This window comes from Nocardiopsis sp. JB363 (assembly GCF_900143625.1).
Lineage (GTDB): Bacteria > Actinomycetota > Actinomycetes > Streptosporangiales > Streptosporangiaceae > Nocardiopsis.
Genome location: NZ_FRFF01000147.1, coordinates 1 through 23,265 on the forward strand (window position 1 = coordinate 1; position 23,265 = coordinate 23,265).

The 23,265-nt window shown below is 70.0% G+C and carries 16 protein-coding genes; 5 read left to right on the top strand and 11 right to left on the bottom strand.

The features are described 5' to 3' along the window. The first annotated feature begins 421 nt into the window (after positions 1 to 421). On the top strand, positions 422 to 1,651 hold the full coding sequence (locus BQ8420_RS23605; RefSeq protein WP_235006443.1) for an amidase family protein: 1,230 nt from the start codon (positions 422 to 424) through the stop codon (positions 1,649 to 1,651). Here the strand turns inward: BQ8420_RS23605 and BQ8420_RS23610 are convergent. Both BQ8420_RS23610 and BQ8420_RS32895 read right to left on the bottom strand, forming a co-directional pair. Then, positions 1,591 to 2,466: a dioxygenase gene (locus BQ8420_RS23610; RefSeq protein WP_087101362.1), complete on the bottom strand. Its 876-nt coding sequence runs from the start codon at positions 2,464 to 2,466 to the stop codon at positions 1,591 to 1,593. The two genes, BQ8420_RS23605 and BQ8420_RS23610, sit on opposite strands and share 61 nt — an antisense overlap. Positions 2,467 to 2,484: 18 nt before the next feature. Then, positions 2,485 to 4,461, bottom strand: a complete 1,977-nt coding sequence (locus tag BQ8420_RS32895; protein ID WP_235006444.1) for a citryl-CoA lyase — start codon at positions 4,459 to 4,461, stop codon at positions 2,485 to 2,487. Positions 4,462 to 4,681: 220 nt separating this feature from the next. On the opposite strand from BQ8420_RS32895, the gene BQ8420_RS23625 reads away from it, so the two are divergent. Together BQ8420_RS23625 and BQ8420_RS23630 are read left to right on the top strand one after the other, a co-directional pair. Then, positions 4,682 to 6,124, top strand: a complete 1,443-nt coding sequence (locus BQ8420_RS23625) for an amidohydrolase family protein (protein ID WP_087101364.1) — start codon at positions 4,682 to 4,684, stop codon at positions 6,122 to 6,124. 125 nt (positions 6,125 to 6,249) lie between these two features. Continuing rightward, positions 6,250 to 7,053 carry an IclR family transcriptional regulator C-terminal domain-containing protein gene (locus BQ8420_RS23630; RefSeq protein WP_087101365.1) on the top strand — a complete coding sequence of 268 codons (804 nt, stop codon included), beginning with the start codon at positions 6,250 to 6,252 and terminating at the stop codon, positions 7,051 to 7,053. A gap of 108 nt (positions 7,054 to 7,161) precedes the next feature. Here the strand turns inward: BQ8420_RS23630 and BQ8420_RS23635 are convergent, their stop codons facing one another. The 5 genes from BQ8420_RS23635 to BQ8420_RS23655 form a co-directional block, all read right to left on the bottom strand. Next, entirely contained in the window at positions 7,162 to 8,058 is an 897-nt protein-coding gene (locus BQ8420_RS23635; protein ID WP_143847511.1) for a hypothetical protein, read from the bottom strand. 95 nt (positions 8,059 to 8,153) lie between these two features. Beyond that, on the bottom strand, positions 8,154 to 10,673 hold the full coding sequence (locus tag BQ8420_RS23640) for an MMPL family transporter (RefSeq protein WP_087101367.1): 2,520 nt from the start codon (positions 10,671 to 10,673) through the stop codon (positions 8,154 to 8,156). A 41-nt stretch (positions 10,674 to 10,714) separates the two neighbouring features. Next, positions 10,715 to 11,410 carry a TetR/AcrR family transcriptional regulator gene (locus BQ8420_RS23645; protein WP_087101368.1) on the bottom strand — a complete coding sequence of 232 codons (696 nt, stop codon included), beginning with the start codon at positions 11,408 to 11,410 and terminating at the stop codon, positions 10,715 to 10,717. 57 nt (positions 11,411 to 11,467) lie between these two features. After that, positions 11,468 to 11,941, bottom strand: a complete 474-nt coding sequence (locus BQ8420_RS23650; RefSeq protein ID WP_087101369.1) for a hypothetical protein — start codon at positions 11,939 to 11,941, stop codon at positions 11,468 to 11,470. A 139-nt stretch (positions 11,942 to 12,080) separates the two neighbouring features. Beyond that, the gene (locus BQ8420_RS23655; RefSeq protein WP_087101370.1) at positions 12,081 to 12,911 is read right to left on the bottom strand and encodes a siderophore-interacting protein; all 831 of its coding nucleotides are present in this window, start codon (positions 12,909 to 12,911) and stop codon (positions 12,081 to 12,083) included. A gap of 424 nt (positions 12,912 to 13,335) precedes the next feature. Here BQ8420_RS23655 and BQ8420_RS23660 point away from each other — a divergent pair, with 424 nt between their 5' ends. Beyond that, positions 13,336 to 18,804 (top strand): carboxyl transferase domain-containing protein, encoded by a 5,469-nt coding sequence (locus BQ8420_RS23660; protein WP_087101371.1) that lies wholly within the window; start codon positions 13,336 to 13,338, stop codon positions 18,802 to 18,804. 253 nt (positions 18,805 to 19,057) lie between these two features. Beyond that, positions 19,058 to 19,762: a VOC family protein gene (locus tag BQ8420_RS23665; protein ID WP_087101372.1), complete on the top strand. Its 705-nt coding sequence runs from the start codon at positions 19,058 to 19,060 to the stop codon at positions 19,760 to 19,762. A 6-nt stretch (positions 19,763 to 19,768) separates the two neighbouring features. Here BQ8420_RS23665 and BQ8420_RS23670 read toward each other — a convergent pair whose 3' ends face one another. From BQ8420_RS23670 to BQ8420_RS23685, 4 genes are all read right to left on the bottom strand, one after another. Continuing rightward, the gene (locus BQ8420_RS23670; RefSeq protein WP_087101373.1) at positions 19,769 to 20,575 is read right to left on the bottom strand and encodes a siderophore-interacting protein; all 807 of its coding nucleotides are present in this window, start codon (positions 20,573 to 20,575) and stop codon (positions 19,769 to 19,771) included. Then, positions 20,572 to 21,864: an enterobactin transporter EntS gene (gene entS, locus BQ8420_RS23675; protein ID WP_369825537.1), complete on the bottom strand. Its 1,293-nt coding sequence runs from the start codon at positions 21,862 to 21,864 to the stop codon at positions 20,572 to 20,574. Before entS ends, BQ8420_RS23670 begins: the two co-directional genes overlap by 4 nt. Before the next feature lie 104 nt (positions 21,865 to 21,968). Continuing rightward, positions 21,969 to 22,175, bottom strand: coding sequence for an MbtH family protein (locus BQ8420_RS23680; protein WP_087101375.1), 207 nt, complete (start codon positions 22,173 to 22,175; stop codon positions 21,969 to 21,971). A gap of 72 nt (positions 22,176 to 22,247) precedes the next feature. Then, complete coding sequence (locus BQ8420_RS23685) at positions 22,248 to 23,225, bottom strand: ABC transporter substrate-binding protein (RefSeq protein ID WP_087101376.1); 978 nt, start codon at positions 23,223 to 23,225, stop codon at positions 22,248 to 22,250. Between the last annotated feature and the right edge of the window lie 40 nt (positions 23,226 to 23,265).

Genomic DNA, 23,265 nt, shown 5'->3' on the forward strand with positions numbered 1-23,265 from the left:
GCAACACCTTCTCGTCCTGAACGGTCAGGTGCTTGAGGCGGGTGCGCACGGCCACACCGGTCGGTCCCGGAACCGGGTAGGGGGCCGCGATCGACCGCACACCCCGCTGATCGGTGCCCACCACCCGCTCCTCACCCCCTGACCGTGTTCGATCCTCGTGCTCGAACACCACGCTAGCCACCTCCGGGGGTGGGTGTTGCACGAACCGCAAAACTCCTCTGCCCGGGTCAGGGCACGGACCGGTCCCGACCCAGTGCCGAACCCTCTCGTCGGCGAAGTGGTTCCAGGTGTTCACTCATGAACGTTCACGCACACCCATGTGACCGCGCACACCAACAGACGAAAACCCCGGGCTGGACAGACGGGACGTGGAGACGGAGATCCACGCGCGGTTGGGCATGCGCCACGCAGTGTGGCTTCCGTGCGGGCTCTGGCGCGACTACGAGGAGTTCGGCACCCGCGGGCCCTCACCGACGAGGACGGCGAGTTCGTCGACTGGTCCTACATCAACCACTACGTCGCCAACGGGGTCGTGGTGCTGTGCGGGTTCGACGATGCGCGCGACGAGGTCGCCGCGCGCATCCTGGCCGACATGTTGGAGTTGTTGGACGTCATCGTCGCCGATGACCCCGAACCGCGCGGAGACTTCTGGCGCGCGCAACCCTGGGTCGAGGTCCCGGCGGCCTCGGCGGTGCGACCCGACTCGTTCCCGGACCTGGGTGTCGCCGACGCGGACGCCGCCCGGCGGGTGTTGGACGGGCTCCGGATCGGCGCCCCGCGGCTCTACACCGGCCGCGACCCCGAGGCCGGAACCGCGGAGCACCCCGGTGTGGGCGGTCCCACGGGACGGGCGGTGCTCACCCGGCCCAGCGTGCTGCGGCTGTGGGAGGAGGCCCGAGCGGACCTGGAGGCCTCCGGTGTCGTCGTACCCGAGACCGACCTTCCCGTGGTGAGCAACTACGAGGGGGACCGTCCCGGCGCCCCCACCATCGAGAACCGCGGTCTGGTGGGCCGGGAGTACCTGGAGCGTGAGCTGTTGGACCTGTCCGCCTGGGCGTGGCAGGACTTCCTTCGCGCCAACGGCGACCCCGGATCGAACGACCTGGGCCGGGTCGACGGCGCCCGCATCTTCCCGCACGACCCGAACGCCCTTCCGGACCGCTACGACGGGTTCGACGACGACATCGCCGCCTACCCGGAGTTCGTACGCCGCACCGGCATCTCCTCCCTCACCGAGATCCCGCACCTGGAAGAGGGGCTCCAGGGCCTGGAGCGCACGCGTCGGGTCGACTTCGAGGACTGGTTGGACGAGGCGGGGTTGGACGCGATCGTCTTCCCGGCGGTGGCCGACGTGGCGCCGGCGGACGCCGACGTGAACCCCGCCTCGGCCGACATCGCCTGGCGCAACGGGGTGTGGGTGGCCAACGGCAATCTGGTCTGGCGTCACCTGGGCATCCCCACGGTGACGGTGCCCATGGGCACGATGCCCGACACGGGCATGCCGGTGGGGTTGACCTTCGCGGGTCGCGCCTACGACGACGTGCGTCTGCTGAGGATCGCGGCGGCCTTCGAGGCGACCGGGCGGCGGCGTCAGGAGCCGCCCCGCACCCCGCCACTGTCGAGGACGAAGTCGTACTCGGCGTACAGGTAGGGCTCGGTGGATTCCCGTCCGTCGGGGGCGGGTCCGGCGGGCCGTTCGACGAACGGCACCACCAGGGCGTCCTTGGTCCCGAACACCACGTCGGTGGCGAGGTGGTCGGCGCCCTCCCGGAACAGGTGGGTGATCAGTCGCGCGTACCCGGGTTCCTCGATGAGGAAGTGGATGTGCGCGGGCCGGAACGGGCTGATGTCGGTCCTGTCGACGAGTTCACCGACGGGTCCGTCCATGGGGATGGTGTAACCGAGCGGGGCGATGGTGCGCAGACAGTACGCGCCGTCCTGGCGGGCACGGTACTTGGCGCGCAGGCGTGCCTCGTCGACGTCGAGTTGGGCCTCGTAGGCGCCTTGGGCGTCGGCCTGCCACACGTCCAGTACCGCACCGGGCACGGGTTCGCCCTCGGTGTCCAGGACACGTCCGGTCAGGTACAGGGGTGTCCCCCGGACGCCCTCGGCCATGTCGTGCCCGAACTCCGCGGGCGGCGACCCGTCGATGTGGAAGGGCCCGAGCACGGTGGCGGGCGTGGCTCCCGGCGAGAGTCGGTTGTTGAGCTGGACCACCAGGGTGCTCAGGCCCAGCACGTCGGAGGCCAGGATGAACTCCTGGCGTTTGTCGTCGCAGGTATGTCCGGTGGCGGTGAGCCAGTCGATGGCGGACATCCACTCGTCCTCGGTCAGCTCGACCTCTCGGGCGAAGGCGTGCAGGTGGCGCACGAGGGCGGAGAGCAGTCGGGCGGTGCGGGGGTCGTGTGCGCTTCCCCAGCGCTCGGCCGCCAGGTCGGTCAGGTTCTGCTCGGTCACGAACGCCATGGGGATCGTCCTCCGCCTTCAGAGGTGGTCGGGGGTGTAGGGATCGGGGTCGACGGCCCGGTTGTTCAGGTCCACCGAAAGGAACACGTCGTTGGCCACGGGTGCGCGCAGTTCTTCGGCGAGTTGACCGACGAGCCCGGCGGTGCGGGCCAACAGGGCGAATCCGCGCAGGAGTTCGATGGGCAACCCGAGGTCGGCCAGGGCCGCCCCGCACACTCCGGCACCGTTGAGCGGCAGGGTACGGCCGAGCACTCGGGGGTGGGTGCGTCCGATCGCCTCGAACAGACGAAGGTGGGGACCGAACTGTCCCTCCTCGCGGGCGATGCGGAACAGGGCGGGGGTACGCGGATCACCCTGTTTGTGCACGTGGTGTCCGAGCCCGGGGATCCGGCGTCCGGCCGCGCGTTCGCCCTGAAGGGTGCCCAGGGCCAGGGCGTCCCATGCGGCGTCGTCGGTGGGATGTTCGCCGTCGAGCGGGGCCAGGACGGTGTGCAGGAAGCGGCCGGTGTCCTCGGTGACGCCGAGGAAGCGCGAGCCTCCGCCGAGGAGCCCGGCGGCCAGTGCCCCCTGAACGGAGTCGGGGGCGGACAGGTAGGTCAGCCGGGTGACGATGGCGGTGGGGGTGAACCCGTGGTCGGCCAAGGCGGCCAGGACCGCTTCGAACACCCGGGTCTGTCCGGGGGTGGGGCGGCGTTGGGCGGCCAGCCAGAAGGCGAGTTCGCCGAACCCCACCTTGCCCATGACGTCCTCGGCCAGGTCCTGGCCGAGCAGGGTGATGGCGGTGGGCGAGGAGGCGCCCAGGGCGGTCGGGTAGCCCGGGTGCGTCCCGGGGCCGTGGTCCTGGTCGTTCATGCCCGTTCCTCCTCGTTCAGCCACGCCCGCAGGGCGTCGCCGTGTTCGTCGAGTTCGGGTGGTGGGTACCGCGCGGTCCCCCTCCCCCACGGAGACCACGGGGTCCAGGCCGAAGCGTTCGGCCATGGCGAAGCCACCGTCGATGGTCTGGATGGGTCCGCTGGGCACCCCCGCCTCGACGAGCAGGTCGAACCACTCCAGGGCGCCGCGTTCGGCCAGGCGTTCCACCAGCAGCGGGCGCAGGGTGGCGCGATGTTCGGTGCGGCCCGCGTTGGTGGAGTAGCGCGGGTCCTCGGCCAGGTGCGCGGCGCCCAGGACCTCGCACAGCGCGCGGAACTGGCGGTCGTTGGCGGCGGTGACGATGAGGTCCTCGTCCGCGGTGGGCAGAGGTTCGTAAGGGAAGACGCTGGGGTGGGCGTTGCCCATGCGGGTGGGGACGGCGCCCCCCGCGACGTAGGCGGAGCTGTGGTTGACCAGACCGGTGAGCGCGGAGGAGAGCAGGTCGACCTCGACCAGTTGGCCCTCTCCGGTGTCGTCGCGGTGACGCAGCGCGGCGAGGATGCCGATGGTGGCGTGGTTGCCGGCCATGACGTCGAAGACGGAGATGCCGGCGCGGTAGGGCGGTCCGTCGGGGTCGCCGGTCAGGCTCATGAGGCCGGAGACGGCCTGGACCATGAGGTCGTAGCCGGGGACATGGCGGCCTTCTCGGGTGCCGAACCCGGTGATGGAGCAGTACACGACACCGGGATTGGCGGCTCGGACGCTGTCGGCGTCGAGTCCGAATCGGGCCAGGCCGCCCGGGCGGAAGTTCTCGATGACGACGTCGGCGCGGCGGGCGAGTTCGCGGGCGGTGCGGTTGTCGTCGTCCCGTTTCAGGTCCAGGGCGATGGAGCGTTTGTTGCGGTTGACGCCCAGGTAGTAGGTGGAGGTGTCGCCGCGGACGGGCGGTTTCCACGTGCGGGTGTCGTCGCCGGTGGGGCCCTCCACCTTGACCACCTCGGCGCCGAGGTCGGCCAGGAGCATGGTGGCGTAAGGCCCGGCCAGGATGCGGGAGAAGTCGGCGACCAGGAGTCCGCCGAGGGGCCCGGTCGTCGGCGACGGCCCGCTCCGCTCGGTGGTGCGCGCGTCGGAATCCTCCGGCATCTCTCTCCCTATTGTCCGCTCACCGGACATGTGTCCGTTCGAGCGATTCTGCGCGGACCACCCGCCATCGTCAACCCTTGTCTTGGGAAATATCACCCTGATTTCGATTTCTCCGCACCCTGTCTTGACAGAAAACCAACGGCGACAAAAGGTAAAATCCACATCGAAGACCGAACAGCGGACCATCGGCCGCTATACCCCTGGCTTGAGGAGCGCCCCCATGAACAGCCCCCGCGAAGTCCCCTCGGGCCGACCGGTACTGCTGCGCGGTGGCACCGTGCTGACCATGGACGACGCACGGACGGTGCTGCACGAGACGGACGTGCTGGTGGTCGACGACCGGATCGCGCGGGTGGGGTCCGGGCCGGCCGTCCCCGAGGGCACCGTGGAGATCGAGGCGCGCGGCGGCATCGTCATGCCGGGGATGGTCGACACGCACCGGCACATGTGGCAGACCGCGATGCGCGGCTACGGCGCCGACTGGACCCTGGCCCAGTACTTCGTCTGGTACTACCTGGAGCACGGCCGCCACTTCCGACCCCAGGACGTGCACGCCGGCAACACCCTCGCCGCGTTGGAGGCCTTGGAGGCCGGGGTCACCACCGTGGTGGACTGGTCCCACGGGTTGAGTACGCCCGAACACGCCGACGCCGCCGCCGACGCACTCCTGGGTTCGCCCGGCCGGTACGTACTGGCCTACGGCAACATCCACCAAGCGCCCGCCGAGTGGACGGGCACCCCCGAATTCCGCGCCTTCGTCGAACGCCATCGCGGCAACGACCGGCTCGGCCTCCAGGTGGCCTTCGACGTCACCGGCGACCCGGACTTCCCCGAACGTCCCGCCTTCGAGGTCGCCCGCGAGCTGGGGCTGGCGGTGACCACCCACGCCGGGGTGTGGGGCGCCACCGGCGACAACGGTGTCAAGCTCATGCACGAGAACGGGTTCATGACCCCCGAGACGATCTACGTGCACGGGGCGTCCCTGTCGGAGGACTCCTACCAGCGCATCGCCGCCACCGGCGGTTCGGTGTCGGTGTCCACCGAGAGCGAGCAGAGCGCCGGTCAGGGCTACCCGCCCACCTGGCGGCTGCGGGCGCACGACATCCCCGTCTCGCTGTCGATGGACTCCAGCGTGTGGTGGAGCGGCGACCTGTTCAGCGCCATGCGCTCCACACTGGGCGCCGACCGTTCCCGCCAACACCTGGAGGCGCAGAGCCGGGGCGAGACGGTCACCCATTCGGCGTTGCGCGCCCCGCAGGTGGTGGAGTGGGCCACCCGGGGCGGCGCGCGGGCCCTGGGCCGCGACGACCTGGGGCAGGTCGTTCCCGGCGCCAAGGCGGACCTGGTGCTGTTGCGCAACGACGACTCACCGGTGTCGTTCCCGCTACTCAATCCGTACGGACACGTGGTGTTCCAGGCCCAGCGCGGTGACGTCCACACGGTCCTGGTGGACGGGCGTGTGGTCAAACACGAGCACCGGCTGGTGGGCGTGGACCTGGCGTCGGTGCGCCGCCGGAGCGAGGAGACCGTCGAGCACCTGCGGTCGACGGTGGGCGAGGAGGCCTGGCAGGCGGGGATGAACCCGGACATCCCGGAGTCCAAGGTGTTGGACAACCCCTACACCTACACCGAGTTCCGGGACGCGAGCACCCGCGGCCGCTGAGCGGGGCGGTCACGGGAAGGGCCGGTGTCGCGGCGTGGCCCGGCACCGGCCCGATCACCATCGGCGGGATTTCGTGGGCCGGTGCTGTATATGCTGGCGCTTCCACGACACCGACGGGAGAGACCATGCCGCGCGAGGGCGCCGGCCCCGACTTCATCGAGGCCCTGGCCCGGGGGTTGGACGTGATTCGCGCGTTCCGGCCGCACCGGCCCACGATGACGCTGGCCGAGGTGGCCAAGGAGACCGGATTGGCCCGGCCCACGGCTCGGCGCGTCCTCATCACCCTGCAGGAACTCGGATACGTGCGTTCCGGCGCACAGGGGTTCTCGCTGACCCCTCGGGTGTTGGAGCTGGGCACGGCCTACGTGCGGTCCATGGGGTTGTGGGACGTGGCCCGACCGCACCTGGAGGAGCTCTCGCGCGCGACCGGTGAGTCGTGTTCGATCGCGCAGCTGGACGGGTCCGACATCGTGTACGTGGCGCGGGTGGCGGTGCCCAAGATCGTCACCCTGGCGGTGCAGATCGGTACGCGTTTCCCCGCGTTGCAGACCTCGCTGGGCAAGGTGCTACTGTCCGCGCTCTCCCCCGAGGAGGTCGAGCGGGTGCTGGCCGAGCCCTCACGTTCGGGGCTGGAACCGTTGTGGCGGCCGGGACCCGAGGAACGGTGCTCGGTGCTGCGGGAGGTGGGCGCTCGTGGGTGGGCGCTGACCGACGAGGACCTGGCATGGGGCATCCGTTCGGTGGCGGCACCGCTGCGTGACGGTCAAGGGCGGGTGTTCGCGGCGGTGAACGTGAACACGAACTCCGCCGAGACGTCGTTGGAGCACCTGACCCGGCACCACCTACCGTTGCTGTCGAGTGCCGCGGGCGAGATCAGCGCGGACGTGGCCCGGCTGGAGTCGGTGCCCCAGGTCGACCGCGTGCCCTGACCGGAGTTTTCCCGGCCTCTCGCGAGCCACGACGATCAGGCGGGGCGGACCGTGCCGGTGGAGCGCAGCAACGTCCGTTCGCGCATGCGACGTTCGCTGCGTACTTCCTCAAGAGCCCTCTTGAGCTTCTCCTCGGGCGTTTCCGTTTTCTCCGCCAGATAGTTCTCTCGGGGTCTGGTGAGCTTGATCTTTCCCATCTCGACCATTCCTGTTCTCGGGGTCGGGGCCTCCGGTCGCGCCTCGGGCCGCCTCCGCGAACAATATACCCAGTGCGGCGGCGAACAAAGCGATCGTGGAACCGTGCTGGTGGTCGAGGCTGCCCGGGTCGGGGGCGTCGATGGTGACCATTCCGAAGGCGTGTTCGGTGGACCGGATCGGCGCGGCGATGAAGGTGCTGTAGTGGGCGCCGGTGCCCGCCCAATAGGGGGTGTCGACGCCTTCGGAGCGCAGGTCCTCGACGATGACGAAACGGCCGGGCAGTTCGTCGAGGATGCGGAAGGCCTGGTCACCGCGTTCGGTGCCGCGGACGAAGTCGCGAGGGCGGTCGGGTCGCCCGGCCGGGAAGCGCGGTTCCATCCGGAGTCCGTCGGTGGAGACCACGAACACCACGGCGCGCACACCCGGCACCAAGGTGAAGGCGGCCCGCAGGTCGCCCGCCACCCGCATCGCCGCGGCCTCGGAGAGCTCCACCCTCTTGTCGCGGGGGCGGAAGGTGGCGGTGGCGGCCAGTTCCAGCAGCGGCGCCAGTGCCTCCTCCAAGACCTTCTCGCGGGCGGAGGTGAGTTCGTTGTTGTTCTTGCTTCGGCGTTCCCACCAAAGGTCGAGGGCGGGGATGGTCACACCCACGACGATGGGCGGCACGCCCCACCAGATCACGACGCCGGAGACGATGCCGCCGAAGGCGACCAGGAGACCGGACAACACCAGGGCCAGTGGTTTGTGACGGTGCGCGAGGTAACCCAGCCACGAAATCGTGCCCAGGAGGGGGTTCACGGGCTTTTTCACGCGCTCACCCTAGCGGGATCTCCGCCCGGGCGTGGCTCGGGCCCGGTGGGAAGCTCCGGCGTGATGCCGGGCGCCCCACCGGGCCCGAGTACCGATCAGTGTCGGCCGGAGGTGACATCCGCTCCGGGTTCGATCTCCTCGGTCGGCTTCCGGTCCTCGTCGGTTTCCTCGGTCGGCTCGTCCTGGTGCAGGTGGGCGCGCTCCAGGGCCGATCCCTCCACGTCGACGTCGGGCAGCACACGCTCCAGCCACTTGGGCAGCCACCAGGCGGCGTCGCCGGCCAGGTGCATCACCGCGGGGATGAGCAGCATGCGGACCAGGAACGCGTCCAGCAGCACACCGAAGGCGAGCCCGAAGCCCACGGAGCTGATCATCATCATCTCGGAGAAGATGAACCCGCCGAACACCGAGATCATGATGATCGCGGCGGCGGTGACCACCGAACGGCCGGCTCGGAAGCCCTGCACCACCGCGAGGCGGGCCGGGGCGCCGTGCACGTAGGCCTCGCGCATGCCGGTGCCGATGAAGAGCATGTAGTCCATGGCCAGGCCGAACAGGATGCCCACCATGATCGTGGGCAGGAAGCTCAGTACCGGCCCCGGGTTCTCCATCCCGAGCAGACCACCGAGCCAACCCCACTGGTAGACGGCGACCACACCGCCCAGGGCGGCGAAGTAGGACAGGATGAACCCGAGCGTGGCCACCACCGGCACGAAGATCGACCGGAACACCAGCAGCAGGATGACCAGGGACAGACCCACGACCACGGTCAGGTAGGTGGGCAGGGCACCGGCGATCTGCTCGGAGATGTCGATGTTGCCGCTGGCCATACCGGCGACGCCGAGCGGCGCCTCACCGTGGATGGGCTCCATGTCGCGCAGCTCGTGGACGAGGTCCTCTGTGGACTCGCTGGAGGGGCCCTCCGCCGGCTCGACCTGGAAGATAGCCAGGTTCTGGTCGTCGGAGACACCGATGGGCGCCACCGCCTCGACGTCCTCCAGCGCGTAGATCGCGTCGGCGACCTCGTACTGGTACTGCTCGGCGTTGGCCTCGGCCTCGTCGTCGTTGGGGCCACCGGGCAGGTCGGCGGTGACCAGGAGCGGACCGTTCTGGCCCTCGCCGAAGTTCTCCTCGATGGCGGTGTAGGCCTTGAACTGGGTGGAGTCGACCGACTGTGAGGAACCGTCCGGCAGCCCCTGGCGCAGGTCCAGGACGGGCAGGGCGATGATGCCCAGGACGATGATCGCGATGGCGGCCCGGCCGAGTGCCCGGACGTTGGACATCGGCTTGACGTGGCTGTGCTTCTCGGTCGCCTGTCCATTGGCGGAGGCGGCGCCCAGGCGGGCGTGCTCACGCTTGGACAGGATGCGCTCGCCCACCAGTCCCAGCAGCGCCGGGATGAGGGTGATGGCGACGACCACCGCGATGGCGATGGCGATCGCGCCGACACTGCCCATGAGACCGAGGAATCCGATACCGGTCAGGTTCAGACCCAGCAGGGCGATGAGCACGGTGGCGCCGGCGAATACCACGGCGTTGCCCGCGGTGCCGTTGGCCAGACCCACGGACTCCTGGAGTTCCACTCCCTGTTTGAGTTGGCGTCGGTGCCGGTTGACGATGAACAGGGCGTAGTCGATGCCCACCGCCAGACCGAGCATGAGGCCCAGGATCGGGGTGATGTCGGCGATCGCCAGGACACCGGACAGCGACATGGTGATCAGGGTGGCGATGCCCACGCCGACGAGGGCGGTGAGGATCGGCAGGCCGGCTCCGATGAGGGTGCCGAGCATGACCACCAGGACGACGCCGGCGACGACCACGCCGATGATCTCGGCCTTGCTGACCAGGCTGGGCAGCTCCATGGCGATGTCGTCGGCGAACTCGACGGTGGCTCCGTCGACCGGCTCGCTCTCGAAGATGGAGATGACGGCGTCGCGGGTCTCCTGGGAGACCTCCTCCTGCGCGTCGGTGAAGGAGACCATGATCAGGGCGGCGTTGCCGTCCTCGGAGAGGGTGCCGATGCCGTCGGCCATCTCCATCAGGGCCTCGCCCTGTTCGAGCTGCTCCTCCTCGGCTTCCAGGGTCTCCAGGCCCTGGTCGAGCTGGTCCTGTCCGCCGTCGAGGGCCTCCTCCATCTGGTCGAGCATCCCGGCGGCCTCGGCCTGGGCGCGGTTCTCGTCCAGTTCCTCCTGGCCGGCCTCGGCCTCGGCGCGGGCGTCGTCGATCTGTTCGCGCCCGTCCTGGAGGAGTTCGACCTGTTCGGCGCGCTCGTCCTCGGTGGAGAACGGGTCTACGACGTTCTCGACCCCGTCGACATCGGTGGCGAGGTCGACCCGCTCACCGATGGCCTCCTTCTGTTCGTCGGTGAAGGGCTCGCCGTCATCGGTCTCGTAGATGATGGTGCCGGCGCCGCCGCCCATGCCCTCGAACTCGGTCTTGAGGCGCTGGTTCACCTGGTCGGTGGCGGTGCCGGGGATGGAGAATCCGTCCTCCAGCTCTCCCGAGAAGAGGAAGAAGGCACCGCCGGCGACGACCAGCAGGGCCAGCCAGAGCGCGATGACGGTGCGGGCGCGCCGTGCCGAGGCACGCCCTAGTCGGTAGAGAAGTTCAGCCATGGTTCTTCCGCAGGAGTGGTGGGTGTGGTGAGCGGATGCGCTCAGGTGGCCGCGGTGCCGGTGTCCAGGGTGCCGAGGCCGTCGCGGTAGGTGCCGATCATGCGGTCGAGCAGTTCGTTCCAGACACGGCGGGATTCGGCGGTGTCAGCCCCTTGGGTGGCCCTCTCCCAACGACGGACCACGACCAGGGCACCGCCGATGAGAGCGCCGCACATCAGTTCGACCTCCATGGGGTCGGCCGAGGGGTGGTGGCGCAGGGTGGTGGCCGCGATCCGGGTTCCCAGGTCGGTGAGGGCGCGCTCGAAGAGCACGGCCTGACGCGGGTTCAGGGCCCGGTCACCGGTGGCGAGGACGTGGCCGGGGCCGCAGTCCTCGGTCTGGAAGATGCGCGTGAGTTCGTTGATCGGGGTGACCAGGTCGGTGGCGCGCAAAGCGCCCGCGAGCCGGTCGAACATCGAGGTGCCCTCGTCGCGCGCGGCGAGGTTGGCGTCGACGCCGTCGAGGATGACCGCGAGCATCTCGCGGAACACTTCGAGGGTGATGTCGTCCACCGTCTTGAAGTGGTTGAAGACGGTGCGTCGGGAGACATCGGCGCGCGCGGCGAGACGATCGACGGTGAAGTCGGTGCCGCCGATCTCGGACATGAGCTCGGCCGCGGCGTCGACGATGGAGCGCCGGTGCCGTGCCTTGAGTGCCTCACGTCGGTCGAGGGCGGGCGCGCGCCGCTGTTCTGCCATGGTGCAAGACTACGGAACTCGGTGCACTCAGTGCAACGACGCACTGAGTGCACCCGATCACATCGTTTCGGACGTATCCGCCCATGGGCCTACCGAACGGACGTAGGACACGGTCGTGGCGACCATGAGCACGAGCGCCACGATGCCGAGGAGGCCGTGGTACCACTCCCAGCCGGGGCCCATCCCGAGGAAGGCGTCGGCGGCCATCGCCACGGCGGCGGCGCCCACGCCGAGCAGCGCACCGGACAAGAGGAGCAGCATCAAGGGTCGTGGCACGCGGCGACCCGCCTCGGTCACCGCGGCCAGGATCAGCAGGGCCCCGGCCAGGCCGGTGGCGGCCGCGAGCCACTGTTCGGCGGCCACGCCCAACACCGCGCTGACGGGACGTTCATAGGCCTCGGGCGGGACGTCCGGACCGCCGGGGAAACCCAGGCGGCCCTGGGAGGCGTAGTAGGCCTTGCCGAGGGCGTAACCGAGGAAGGCCACCACCAGCGGCACCGCGGGCCATCGTGGGCGTCGTCGGTCGTTCACGGGCGCTCCCCCTGTCCGGCGAGGGCCGACCCGTCGCCGTGCCCTCACATCCAGGGTGGACCCGTGGGGCCTGGTGGAGCCTCCCCCTTCGGAGGGATCGGTGTCCCACCGCGAGGGGAGCGTCAGTGCGCGGTCGGGCTCACTTGCGCTTGGCTCGACGGCCCACACGCCAGTAGGCGCAGAACTGGATGTTGTCCTTGGGCACCCCGCAGGTCCGGGCCAGGGAGCGCGCGGCCAGGACGAAGGCCGCCTCACCGACGACGTACACGCGGGTGTCGGCACTGATGCCGCGCGAGCGCAGGTGTTCCAGGGCCCGGTCCCCGGCGGCCTCTCCGTAGGTGCGCACGTTCCAGACCGGGTCGGCCCCGACCAACTCGCGACGGTCCGCGGCCTCGGGGACCTCCAGGACGTAGTCACAGGGTGCCCCGTCCAGGGAACGGGCGATCCCCTCCACACCCGGCAGACCGCTCTCGTCGGCCACCACCAGGACCGGACCGGTGTGGTCCTCGACGTTGAAGATGCGTCCCTGGTCCAACACGCCGATCCGGTCACCGGGGCGGGCGTCCAGGGCCCAGCGGGCGGCCACACCGTCGACCTCGCCGGTGGCGACGCTGCGGTGGATGACGAAGTCCAGGTCCAGCTCCCAGAACTCGCCCACCCGACGGGCGTCACGGATGGTGTAGTTGCGCACCAGCGGACGGTGCGCCTCCTCGATGTCCAGCAGACGCGAGTACCAACCCTCCAACCCGCCCAAGGGCAGGTCGAGGGTGCCGTCGGGGGCGGTCAGGAACAGTCGGAACCACTGGTCGAAGCCCAGGTACTCGAAGTCGTCCTCGAACCCGTCACCGGTGCTGCGCAGGGTGACACGGGCGAAGCCGGGGAAGGGGCGGGAGGTGGCGTGCACGGCCAGTGAGCGGACCGAAGCGGCTCGGGGCTGGACGGGTCGAAAGTCGGAGAGCTGCTCGGCCATGGGGGTGCCTCCTCAAGGTGCGGGTGATCGGGAGGGGGCGTCCTCGATCCGCGGTTCGGGCTGTTCGGGGTGGGTGCGGTCCCGACGAACCCGGAAGACCGCACCTTGGCCAGGTTAGACTAACCTAACTAGTTTTTCGAGGGCGGGCCGGGAACGAATTCCAGGACGACGGGGCCGAGGTTGTGGGATCACCACAGTCGACCGCCGACCCAGGGTGTGGGCGGGAACACGCTCCCAGGCGGTCCGAGTGGTCCCTGGCGTCGGGAGACGGGTCGTTTTTGGTCGATCTCCACAACTCCAGCCCCTCAAGATGCGTTGGGTGCGTCATGGCGCGCGGGCTCCCTCAGACGAGAAGGTGGAGACTGCCGGGGCCGCGTCATGTCGCCGCGTGCACATCATTGGTCTTACAGAAGGGCTCATTCGGGTGTTCAGTCGTGTCGCCATCGTGAACCGTGGAGAAGCCGCCATGCGGCTCATCCACGCCGTCCGTGACATCGCCGCGGAGAGCGGAACACCGATCGAGACCGTCGCCCTGCACACCGACGTCGACCGCACGGCCGCGTTCGTGCGGGAAGCCGACCTGGCCTACGACCTCGGTCCCGCCGCCTCTCGCCCCTACCTGGACCTGGAGGTGTTGGAGCGCGCCCTGGTGGAGTCGGGCGCCGACGCCGCCTGGGTCGGGTGGGGTTTCGTCGCCGAGGACCCGGCCTTCGCCGAACTGTGCGAACGCATCGGGATCACCTTTGTCGGCCCCTCGGCCGAGGCCATGCGCAGGCTCGGCGACAAGATCGGCGCCAAGCTCCTCGCCGAGGAGGTCGGGGTCCCGGTCGCCCCGTGGAGCCGCGGCGCCGTCGAGACCCTCGACGACGCCTTGGCCGCGGGTGAGCGGATCGGCTATCCGCTGATGCTCAAGGCCACCGCCGGAGGCGGCGGACGCGGCATCCGCGTCGTCAACAACGGCGAGGAGCTCACCGAGGCCTACGAGCGCACCAGCCAGGAGGCCGCCCGGGCCTTCGGCAGCGGCATCGTGTTCCTGGAGCGTCTGGTCACCGGCGCCCGCCACGTCGAGGTCCAGGTCATCGCCGACGGGCAGGGCACCGCCTGGGCATTGGGCGTGCGCGACTGCTCGGTGCAGCGCCGCAACCAGAAGATCATCGAGGAATCCGCCTCTCCCCTGCTGAGCCCGGAGCAGACCAGGGAACTCAAGGAGTCCGCCGAGAGGCTGGCCGTCGCGGTGGACTACCGCGGCGCCGCCACCGTGGAGTTCCTCTACCACCCCGGGGAGAAGTTGTTCGCGTTCTTGGAGGTCAACACCCGCCTTCAGGTCGAGCACCCCATCACCGAGTCCACCACCGGGTTCGACCTGGTGCGCGGCCAGTTGCACGTGGCCGGCGGCGGGAAGCTGGAGGGTGAGGCCCCGGCCGAGCGCGGGCACGCGGTGGAGGCCCGGCTCAACGCCGAGGACCCCGACCGCGACTTCGCCCCCTCCCCCGGACGCATCGCCCGTCTGAACCTGCCCTCGGGCCCGGGCATCCGCGTGGACACCGGTGTGGGCGAGGGCGACACCATCCCCGCCGACTTCGACTCCATGATCGCCAAGATCATCGCCTACGGGCACGACCGTGAGCAGGCGATGGCGCGTCTGCGCCGGGCGATGCGCGAGACCACCGTCATCATCGAGGGCGGCGCCACCAACAAGAGCTTCGTGCTGGATCTGCTGGACCGACCCGAGGTGATCGACGCCTCCGCCGACACCGGGTGGATCGACCGGGTGCGCGCCGAGGGCGACCTGGTCTCGCACCGGCACTCCGCGGTGGCCTTGGCCGCCGCCGCCATCGAGGCCTACGAGGAGGAGGAACGGGTCGAGCGGCAGCGGCTGCTGTCCACCGCCTTCGGCGGGCGCCCCCAGGTGCAGCACGAGAGCGGCCGTCCGCTCGACCTGAAGCTGCGCGGGGCCGGTTACCGGGTGCGGGTGGCGCGCATGGGCGCCGACCGCTTCCGCGTGGTCGTGGCGGCCGGCGAGGACACGCACACCGCCGACGTGGAGCTGGAACGCTTCGACCGGCACAGCGGCCGCATCACCGTCAACGGCTCCCGCCACCACCTGCTCATCGGTGCCCATGGCCCGGTCCACCTGGTGGAGGTGGACGGTGTCGCGCACCGGGTGAGCCTGGACGAGGGCGGCGTGCTGCGCTCGCCCACGCCCGCCCTGGTCGTGGCCACCCCGGTGCAGGTCGGCGCCGAGGTCGAGGCCGGCGCTCCGGTGCTGGTGCTGGAGAGCATGAAGATGGAGACGGTGCTGCGCGCGCCGTTCCGCGCCCGCCTGAAGGAGTGCGCGGTGATCGTGGGCGGTCAGGTGGAGACCGGCGCCCCACTGCTGCGTCTCGAACCGCTGGCCGACACCGAGGAGATCGAGGAGACGGCCGACGCCCCGGTCGCGCTGGACCTGCCCGCGCGGGCCGAGGAGGTTCCCGCCGTCGAGCGCCTCGCTCGGGGCCGGCAGGACCTGCGCGGTCTGCTGCTGGGCTTCGACGCCGACCCGTTGGACGAGCGACGGGTGTTCGATGAGTACCTGGCGGTGCGCAACGAGACGGTCGCCACCGGTCACCGTCCGCTGGCCGCCGAACTGGACCTGGTCGACGTGTTCGCCGACCTGGCCGAGCTGAGCCGTAACCGGTCCGCCGGTGAGGACGACGTCAGCGACACCCACGTGCACAGCCCCCGCGAGTACCTGCACACCTACCTGCAGAGCCTGGACGTGGAGCGGGCCGGACTGCCCGAGTCGTTCCAGACCAAGCTGTCCCGCGCGCTGGCGCACTATGGGGTCACCGACCTGGAGCGCACACCCGAACTGGAGGCCGCGGTGTTCCGCGTCTTCCTCGCCCAACAGCGTTCCTCCGCCGACGCCCGCCTCGTCACCGGTCTGCTGCGCGCCTGGTTGCAGGACGCCCCGCCCGACACCGAGATGCGCGAACCCACCGGTCTGGCCCTGGAACGGCTCGTGGCCGCCACCCAGGTGCGGTTCCCGGCCGTGGCCGACCTGGCTCGCGGTGTGGTGTTCGCGTGGTTCGGGCAGCCCATGCTGCGCCGGAACCGCGCCGAGGTCTACGCCGAGGTGCGCCGTCACCTGCGTCACCTGGACCAGACCCCGGACTCGTCCGAGCGCGCCGAGCGTGTGGCCGCCATGGTGCGCACCACCGAACCGCTGGTGCGGCTGCTCGGTCAGCGGCTGGTCCGCGCCGACCTGGACAACAGCACGCTGTTGGAGGTGCTGACCCGTCGCTACTACGGCAACAAGGGTCTGGCCGACGTGCACACCACGCGTGGTTCGGGGTGCACGTACGTGGTGGCCGAGCGCGCCGGGGTCCGCCTGGTGTCGGCCGCCGTCGGGTTCGAGAACCTGGGCGACGCGGTCCGGGGTCTGGCCGAGCACGCCGAGAACGACGTTCCGGTCGACGCCGACCTGTACCTGGCCTGGGAGAAGCAGCCCGAGGACTTCGACGCGATGGCGACCGCCCTGCACCAGGCCGTCAACCTGCACCCGATGCCCACGGGTGTGCGCCGCCTGACCACCACCGTGGCCGGTCGCGACGGCTCGGTCATGCACCACCACTTCACGTTCCGTCCCTCCTCCAACGGGCTGGACGAGGACCGACTCATCCGTGGACTGCACCCGCACATCGCCGAGCGCATGCAGATGGAGCGGTGGAACCGGTTCGACCTGACCCGTCTGCCGTCCGCGGACGAGGAGGTGTACCTGTTCCGGGCCGTGGCGAAGGAGAACCCCTCCGATGACCGGCTGGTCGCCTTCACCCAGATCCGGGACCTGACCGAGCTGCGCGACCACGAGGGTCGGCTCATCTCCCTGCCCACCGCCGAGAACACCATCGCCACCTGTCTGGACTCGATCCGTCGCGCCCAGGCCGGACGACCGAAGAAAAAGCGGTTCAACACCAACCGGATCGTGCTGTACGTGTGGCCGCCGGTCGGCATCACCGACGAGGAGATCCAGGCGATCGGGCGGCGGGTCCTGCCCACCGTCGCCGGGGCCGGTCTGGAGGAGATCCTCTTCATCGCGCGCCGTCGCGACACCGAGACCGGCGAGCTGGTCAAGACGGCGGTGCGGGTGCCCTTCGACGCCACCGGCGAGCCTGGCCTGGCCATCGGTGGATTGTCCACCGAGCCGGTCGAACCGATCGACGACTACCGCCAGAAGGTGCTGCGCGCCGGCAGCCGCAACACCGTCTACCCCTACGAGCTCACCGATCTGCTCGGTGACTTCGTCGAGCACGACCTGGACGAGCGGCACGAGCTGGTTCCGGTGGACCGCCCCAAGGGGCGCAACTCCGCGGCGATCGTCGCCGGTGTGATCACCACCCGCACACGACGCCACCCCGAGGGCATGAGCCGGGTGGTGCTGCTGGGCGACCCCACCAAGTCGCTGGGCGCGCTGTCGGAGGCCGAGTGCCGCCGTGTCATCGCGGCTCTGGACCTGGCCGAGCGCAGGGACGTACCGCTGGAGTGGTACGCGCTCTCCGCGGGCGCCCGCATCTCCATGGAGTCGGGCACCGAGAACATGGACTGGGTGGCCGCCGCGCTCAAGCGCATCGTGGAGTTCACCCAGGACGGCCGTGAGATCAACATCGTCGTGGCGGGCATCAACGTCGGCGCGCAGCCGTACTGGAACGCCGAGGCGACGATGCTCATGCACACCAAGGGCATCCTGGTGATGACCCCGGACTCGGCGATGGTGCTCACCGGCAAGCAGTCGCTGGACTTCTCCGGTGGTGTGTCCGCCGAGGACAACCACGGCATCGGTGGTTACGACCGGGTCATGGGCCCCAACGGTCAGGCCCAGTACTGGGCGCCCAACCTCATCGCCGCCCGCGACATCCTCATGTCGCACTACGACCACACCTACATCGCGCCGGGTGAGGCTTCTCCGCGACGGGCCGCGACCTCCGACCCCGCCGACCGGGACGTCTCGGACTTCCCGCACGTGGTGGAGGGCAGTGACTTCACCACCGTCGGGGAGATCTTCTCCAGCCGGGCCAACCCCGACCGCAAGAAGCCGTTCGACATCCGGACCGTGATGCGGGCGCTGTCCGACCAGGACCACCCGGTGTTGGAGCGTTGGGCCGGCATGGCCGACGCCGACACCGCGGCGGTGCAGGACGTGCACCTGGGCGGGGTCCCGGTGTGCCTGCTGGGCATCGAGTCGCGTTCGGTGCAGCGGCGCGGTTTCCCGCCGGCGGACGGCCCTGACACCTACACCGCGGGCACCCTGTTCCCGCAGTCGTCGAAGAAGGCGGCGCGCACGATCAACGCGGCCAGCGGCAACCGTCCACTGGTGGTGCTGGCCAACCTGTCGGGCTTCGACGGTTCGCCGGAGTCCATGCGCAAACTCCAGTTGGAGTACGGCGCGGAGATCGGCCGGGCGATCGTGAACTTCGAGGGCCCGATCGTGTTCTGCGTGATCTCCCGGTACCACGGTGGCGCGTTCGTGGTCTTCTCCAAGGCGCTCAACCCGAACATGACGGTGCTGGCCTTGGAGGGCTCGTTCGCTTCGGTGCTGGGCGGCGCCCCGGCCGCCGCGGTGGTGTTCGCCGGTGAGGTCAACGCCCGCACCGCGGCCGACCCGAGGGTGAAGGACCTGGAGGGACACCTGGCCGAGGCCTCGGGCACGGGGCGGGCCACCCTGGCCGCCGAGTTGGAGGAAGTGCGCGCCTCGGTGCGTTCGGAGAAGCTGGGCGAGGTCGCCGCGGAGTTCGACCGGGTGCACAGCATCCAGCGGGCCGTCGAGGTGGGTTCGGTGGACGCGGTGATCAGCGCCGCCGAGATGCGTCCGCGCATCATCGAGGCCATCGAGGCGCACCAGAACAAGGGCGCATAGCGGCAAGCGAAAGGGGCCCACCGAGTTTTCTCGGTGGGCCCCTTCGCGCTGAAGTGGGCCGGCACGGCGGTCGCCTCACGGCGGATGGCACAACAGGGCTCCTGCCACCTGACGGTGCGGTATTCCCTGAAGGCTGTGTGTAGAGCCCGGGGGACACTTGATACCGCGCCGACCCACCACGTGTAACGAGCCCGCCCCCACCCCTATTCCACGACCCATCACAAAAGTCGTACCCCCGTCCTAGGGTCGTGGCATGCACCTGGACGCCCTCGCCATCGAAGCCGACGACCCCACTGCCCTGGCCCGATTCTGGTCGCGTGCCCTGGAGGCCCCGGCTCTGGACCGCGGCCCTTTCGGGATCGAGATCGCCACGCCCGTGGTGTCCCTGCTGTTGGTGTCGGCCTGCCCCTCCCCCTCCGACCGGGACCACGACCAGGTCACCCGGATCCACCTCGACCTCGACGGTGGCCACGACCACCACGCCCACGCCGAACGGCTGGTCACGCTGGGGGCGGAGCGCCGGGACATCGGGCAGGGCGACGCTCCCTGGGAGGTACTCGCCGATCCGGAGGGCAACCTGTTCTGCGTGATGCCCGGCAGCAGGTACGAGGGAGTGGGTCCGGCCCTGGGTTCGGTACCGGTGGACTGCGCCCGACCAGAGGTCGACCGGAACTTCTGGGCCGGGGTCCTCGGTTGGGCCCCGGTCGACGTTCACGGCCGGGGGCTGCGTCACCCGGACGGCGGTGGGTTCGTGCTGCAGTTCTGCGACGAGCTCGCACCCAAGCCGCCCGGCGTGCGCAACTCGCTGACCCCGGTCCTGCGCTCCGGTCCGGGCGAGGTGGATCCCCGCACTCGCCTGACGGATCTCGGCGCACGTCCCGTGGAATCAGAACGGGGGTCGCCTTGGCGGGTGTTCGCCGACCCCTCCGGCAACGAGTTCCGGATCCCGGCGCGCTGACCTCGATCAGTCGTCGTCTTCCTCGTGGTGGTCGAGGTTGCTGGTGCCCCGGCGCCAGTAGCCGTCCACCTCGCTGGTCTTGTTGCGCACGAAGCCGCGTTCCTTGAGCAGCCGGCGGATGGGCTTGAGGGTGGTGGCCTCGCCGGCGGCGTAGACGAACCCGTCGCCCTCGGGCAGCTCCAGCGCCTCGAAGGCCTCGAACAACGACTCGGTGCTGCCGGCCTCGGCCTCGCCCCGGTGCAGCCAGGTGACGCGGGCGTCGTCGGGGGCCCGCAGCTTCTGCTCCTCGGCGGCGTCGGCCACCTCGAAGAAGGCGAACACCTTGGCGTCGGCGGGCAGGTCCTCCACGTATCGGGCGGCGGCCGGCAGGGCGGTCTCGTCGACCAGGAGCACGTGGTAGTCGAACTCGCCGGTGATGTGGGCGGTGCCGCGAGGGCCGAGCACACCGAGCTTGTGGCCGGGTTCGGCGTTGATCGCCCACCGCCCGGCCGGACCGTGATCGTGGGCGACGAAGTCGACGCTCAGGCGTCCGGCCTCGGTGTCCAGGTAACGGACGGTGTAGTCGCGGAAGACCACCCCGTCGGCGCGGAAGTTGAGACAACGATCGTCCTCGACGATGGGCAGGACGTGCTCGCCCTTCTCGTTGGGGAACCACAGCTTGACGTGGTCGGCGAAGTGGTCGCTGCGCAGGCCCTCGATGTCGGGACCCTCCAGGTGGATCCGGATCATGCGCGGGGTGACGCGTTCGACCTCGGCCACCTCCAGGACACGTCGCTTGAGGGGGTACATCTCGATGCGGCGTTCGTGGGTCACTTGCTCTCCTCGTGGTCGGGGTCTTCGTTGCGGTAGTGGGGGGTGGGTTCGGGTTCTCGCAGGACCTGGGCGGTGCGCAGGCCCGCGAAGGCGAGGGCGAGCGCGCCCACGCTGACGACGGTGAGGGTTCCGCCGGCCAGGAGCGCCCCGGCGGCGCCGATGAGCGGGGCCAGGCCTCCCAGGGTGAGCGCCCCGGCGGAGTTTCCCACAGTCGATTGCGCGGTCCAGACCGCGTTGACGCGTCCACGGAGGTGGTCGGGGGTGTGGGACTGAAGCAGGCCGTAGCGCAGGATCTCCTCGATCACCTGACCGAAGCCGAGGAAGACGAGGAACACGAACGCCACGGGTGCCCAGGTGCTCGCCCCGAAGCCGAGGACGGCGAGCCCGCACAGGGCCACGGCGACGAGCAGAAGCGAACCGGTGCGCCGGGCGCGACCGGCCCAGCCGCTGGTGAGGGAACCGATGAGCGCACCCACGGCGGGCGCGGTGTAGAGCAGGCCGACCATGCTCGCGCCGCCGCCCAGGACCTTGTCGGTGAACTCGTTGATGAGCACTTGGGGCGCGGCGAACAGCATCTGGGCCAGGCCCAGGAGCAGCAGCGGGCCGACCACCCGATGACGCACCGCGAAGGAACCGCCCTCGCGCAGGGCGGCCAGGACGGGTTGGGCGCGACTCTCGGCGGGGGCGTCCAGGCGGGGCAGCCGCCACACCAGGAAGGTGGTGAGCAGGGAGAGCACCGCCGTGATGAGGTAGTTGGAGCCCAGGCCGAAGGCGGCGATGATGAGGCCGCCGAGCGCGGGCGCCAGGACGGAGCCGAGTTCGCCGTTGAGGGCGAGCAGGGCTCCGGCGGCGGGCAGTTTGTCGCGGGGGACGAAGCCGGGCGCGGCCGCTTGGAGGGCCACGGCGCTGAAGGATCCGAAGAACCCGTTGAAGACGGCGATCGCGTAGATCACCCACAGCCAGGGTTCGGTGGGCAACAGCGTGTTGGCGGCCAGCACCCCGAAGCCGATGACGGCGGAGGCGCGACCGATGACGATGAGGCGCCGTCGGTCGCCGCGGTCGGCGAGCATGCCGCCGACGAGGGTGCCCGCCAGGACGCTGACGGCGGAGGTGGTGTGGACGGTCGCCACGAGCAGGGAGGACCCGGTGAGTTGGTAGACCTGCATGGGCAGGGCGACCGCGGCGAAACCCAGTCCGAAGATGGAGATGAGCCGGGCGACGAAGACGATCCTGAACTCGCGGCTCAGTCGCAGGGGGCTGATGTCGACCATCAGCTGGGAGAGTTTCACGGGGTCCTTCGCGGGTGGTGGGTGACGGTCCGCCGGAACGCGGACGGTGGAGGCCCCCGATCCGGGGGTCTCCACCGACCTTCCTCGGTCGTGTCCGTCCGGTGTCAGGCGAGCGACTCGCGGAGGCTGAGCGGACGCAGGTCGGTCCAGTGGATGTCGACGTACTCCAGCGCCTCGTCACGAGGGACGGGGCCGTAGACCGGGGTCCAGCCCTGGGGCACCTGGGCGAACTCGGGCCAGAGCGAGTGCTGTTCCTCGTCGTTGACCAGGACGAGGAAGGTGCCGTCGGCGTCGTCGAAGGGATTGGTCATGGTCGTGGCTCCTTCGTGATGGTGATGTGCCGGGTCCGCCGCCACGGACCCGAGGCGGCGGACCCGGTGGGTTCAGAGGCCGGCGAGGACCTCTTCCAGTTGGTCCAGGACGTCGTTGGCCTGGCCCCAGGTACGGGAGAAGCTGTAGCGCATGGGGTGGACCTGCTCGTTCTCGACGGCCGGCAGGGTACGCCAGAGCTGCTGGTCGAGCAGGCTCGCGGTGAAGTCGTCCGGTTCCATGGACACGTCGGTCTCGTAGAAGACGACGTCGGCGTCGTCGAGCTTGTCGATGTTCTCGTAGGACTGGAAGGTGGCGAAGTCCTCACCCGCCTCCTCTACCAGTGAGGTGGCCTCGGCTCCGAGCTCGTCGAGGATGTAGGCGCCCCAGGCGTTGGTGTTGACCGCGGCGAACTCGTCGTCCACACCGAACACCACCGCGAAGGTGTTGTCCTGGAGCCGGTCGGCGTAGGTCCGGCCGATCTCGTCGAGGCGCTCCTGGTAGCGGTCGCGTTCGGCCTCGGCGCGCTCGGCGTCACCGATGACCTCGGCCAGCTCCAGGCTCATGTCGCGCAGTTCGGGGCCGGCGCCGTCGAAGTCGAACAGGATGGTGGGCGCGATCTGGGACAGGTCCTCGAAGTGCTGCTCGTAGTCCTCGTGGCTGACCTCGCGGACACCGCCGATGATGAGGTCGGGCTCGGCCGCGGCGATGGCCTCGACGTTGAGTTCCAGGCTCATCTCCTGAACGACGTCGGCCTCTCCGAGGACCTCCATCTGTTCGGGGGTGTAGAGGCTGGGGTTGGGGTCGATGACGCCGACGGGGTCGATCCCGGCTTCGACGAGGATCTCGTTGCCGAACTCCAGGGAGACGATGCGCTCGGGGTTCTCGGGGATGTCGACGGTGCCGTAGTCGGTCTCGACGGAGACGTTGCCGGCCTCGTCGGTTGTACCGGCGTCGGTGGAGTCGTCGCCGCAGGCGGTGAGGGCGAGGGCCAGGGCGAGTCCGCCGGCGATGAGGGCTCCGCCGCGCAGGTGGGTCGTCAGCTCTGTCACGGTGTTCGCTTTCGTGGAGATCGGGGGAGTACGGGGATTT

What these genes read in the sequence shown, in the direction of transcription:
- BQ8420_RS23630 (WP_087101365.1), top strand. Translation starts at nt 6,250, where the DNA reads ATGCCGCGCGAGGGCGCCGGCCCCGACTTCATCGAGGCCCTGGCCCGG.
- BQ8420_RS23645 (WP_087101368.1), bottom strand. Translation starts at nt 11,410, where the DNA reads ATGGCAGAACAGCGGCGCGCGCCCGCCCTCGACCGACGTGAGGCACTC.
- BQ8420_RS23655 (WP_087101370.1), bottom strand. Translation starts at nt 12,911, where the DNA reads ATGGCCGAGCAGCTCTCCGACTTTCGACCCGTCCAGCCCCGAGCCGCT.
- BQ8420_RS23680 (WP_087101375.1), bottom strand. Translation starts at nt 22,175, where the DNA reads ATGACCAATCCCTTCGACGACGCCGACGGCACCTTCCTCGTCCTGGTC.
- BQ8420_RS23665 (WP_087101372.1), top strand. Translation starts at nt 19,058, where the DNA reads ATGCACCTGGACGCCCTCGCCATCGAAGCCGACGACCCCACTGCCCTG.
- BQ8420_RS23610 (WP_087101362.1), bottom strand. Translation starts at nt 2,466, where the DNA reads ATGGCGTTCGTGACCGAGCAGAACCTGACCGACCTGGCGGCCGAGCGC.
- BQ8420_RS32895 (WP_235006444.1), bottom strand. Translation starts at nt 4,461, where the DNA reads ATGCCGGAGGATTCCGACGCGCGCACCACCGAGCGGAGCGGGCCGTCG.
- BQ8420_RS23640 (WP_087101367.1), bottom strand. Translation starts at nt 10,673, where the DNA reads ATGGCTGAACTTCTCTACCGACTAGGGCGTGCCTCGGCACGGCGCGCC.
- BQ8420_RS23625 (WP_087101364.1), top strand. Translation starts at nt 4,682, where the DNA reads ATGAACAGCCCCCGCGAAGTCCCCTCGGGCCGACCGGTACTGCTGCGC.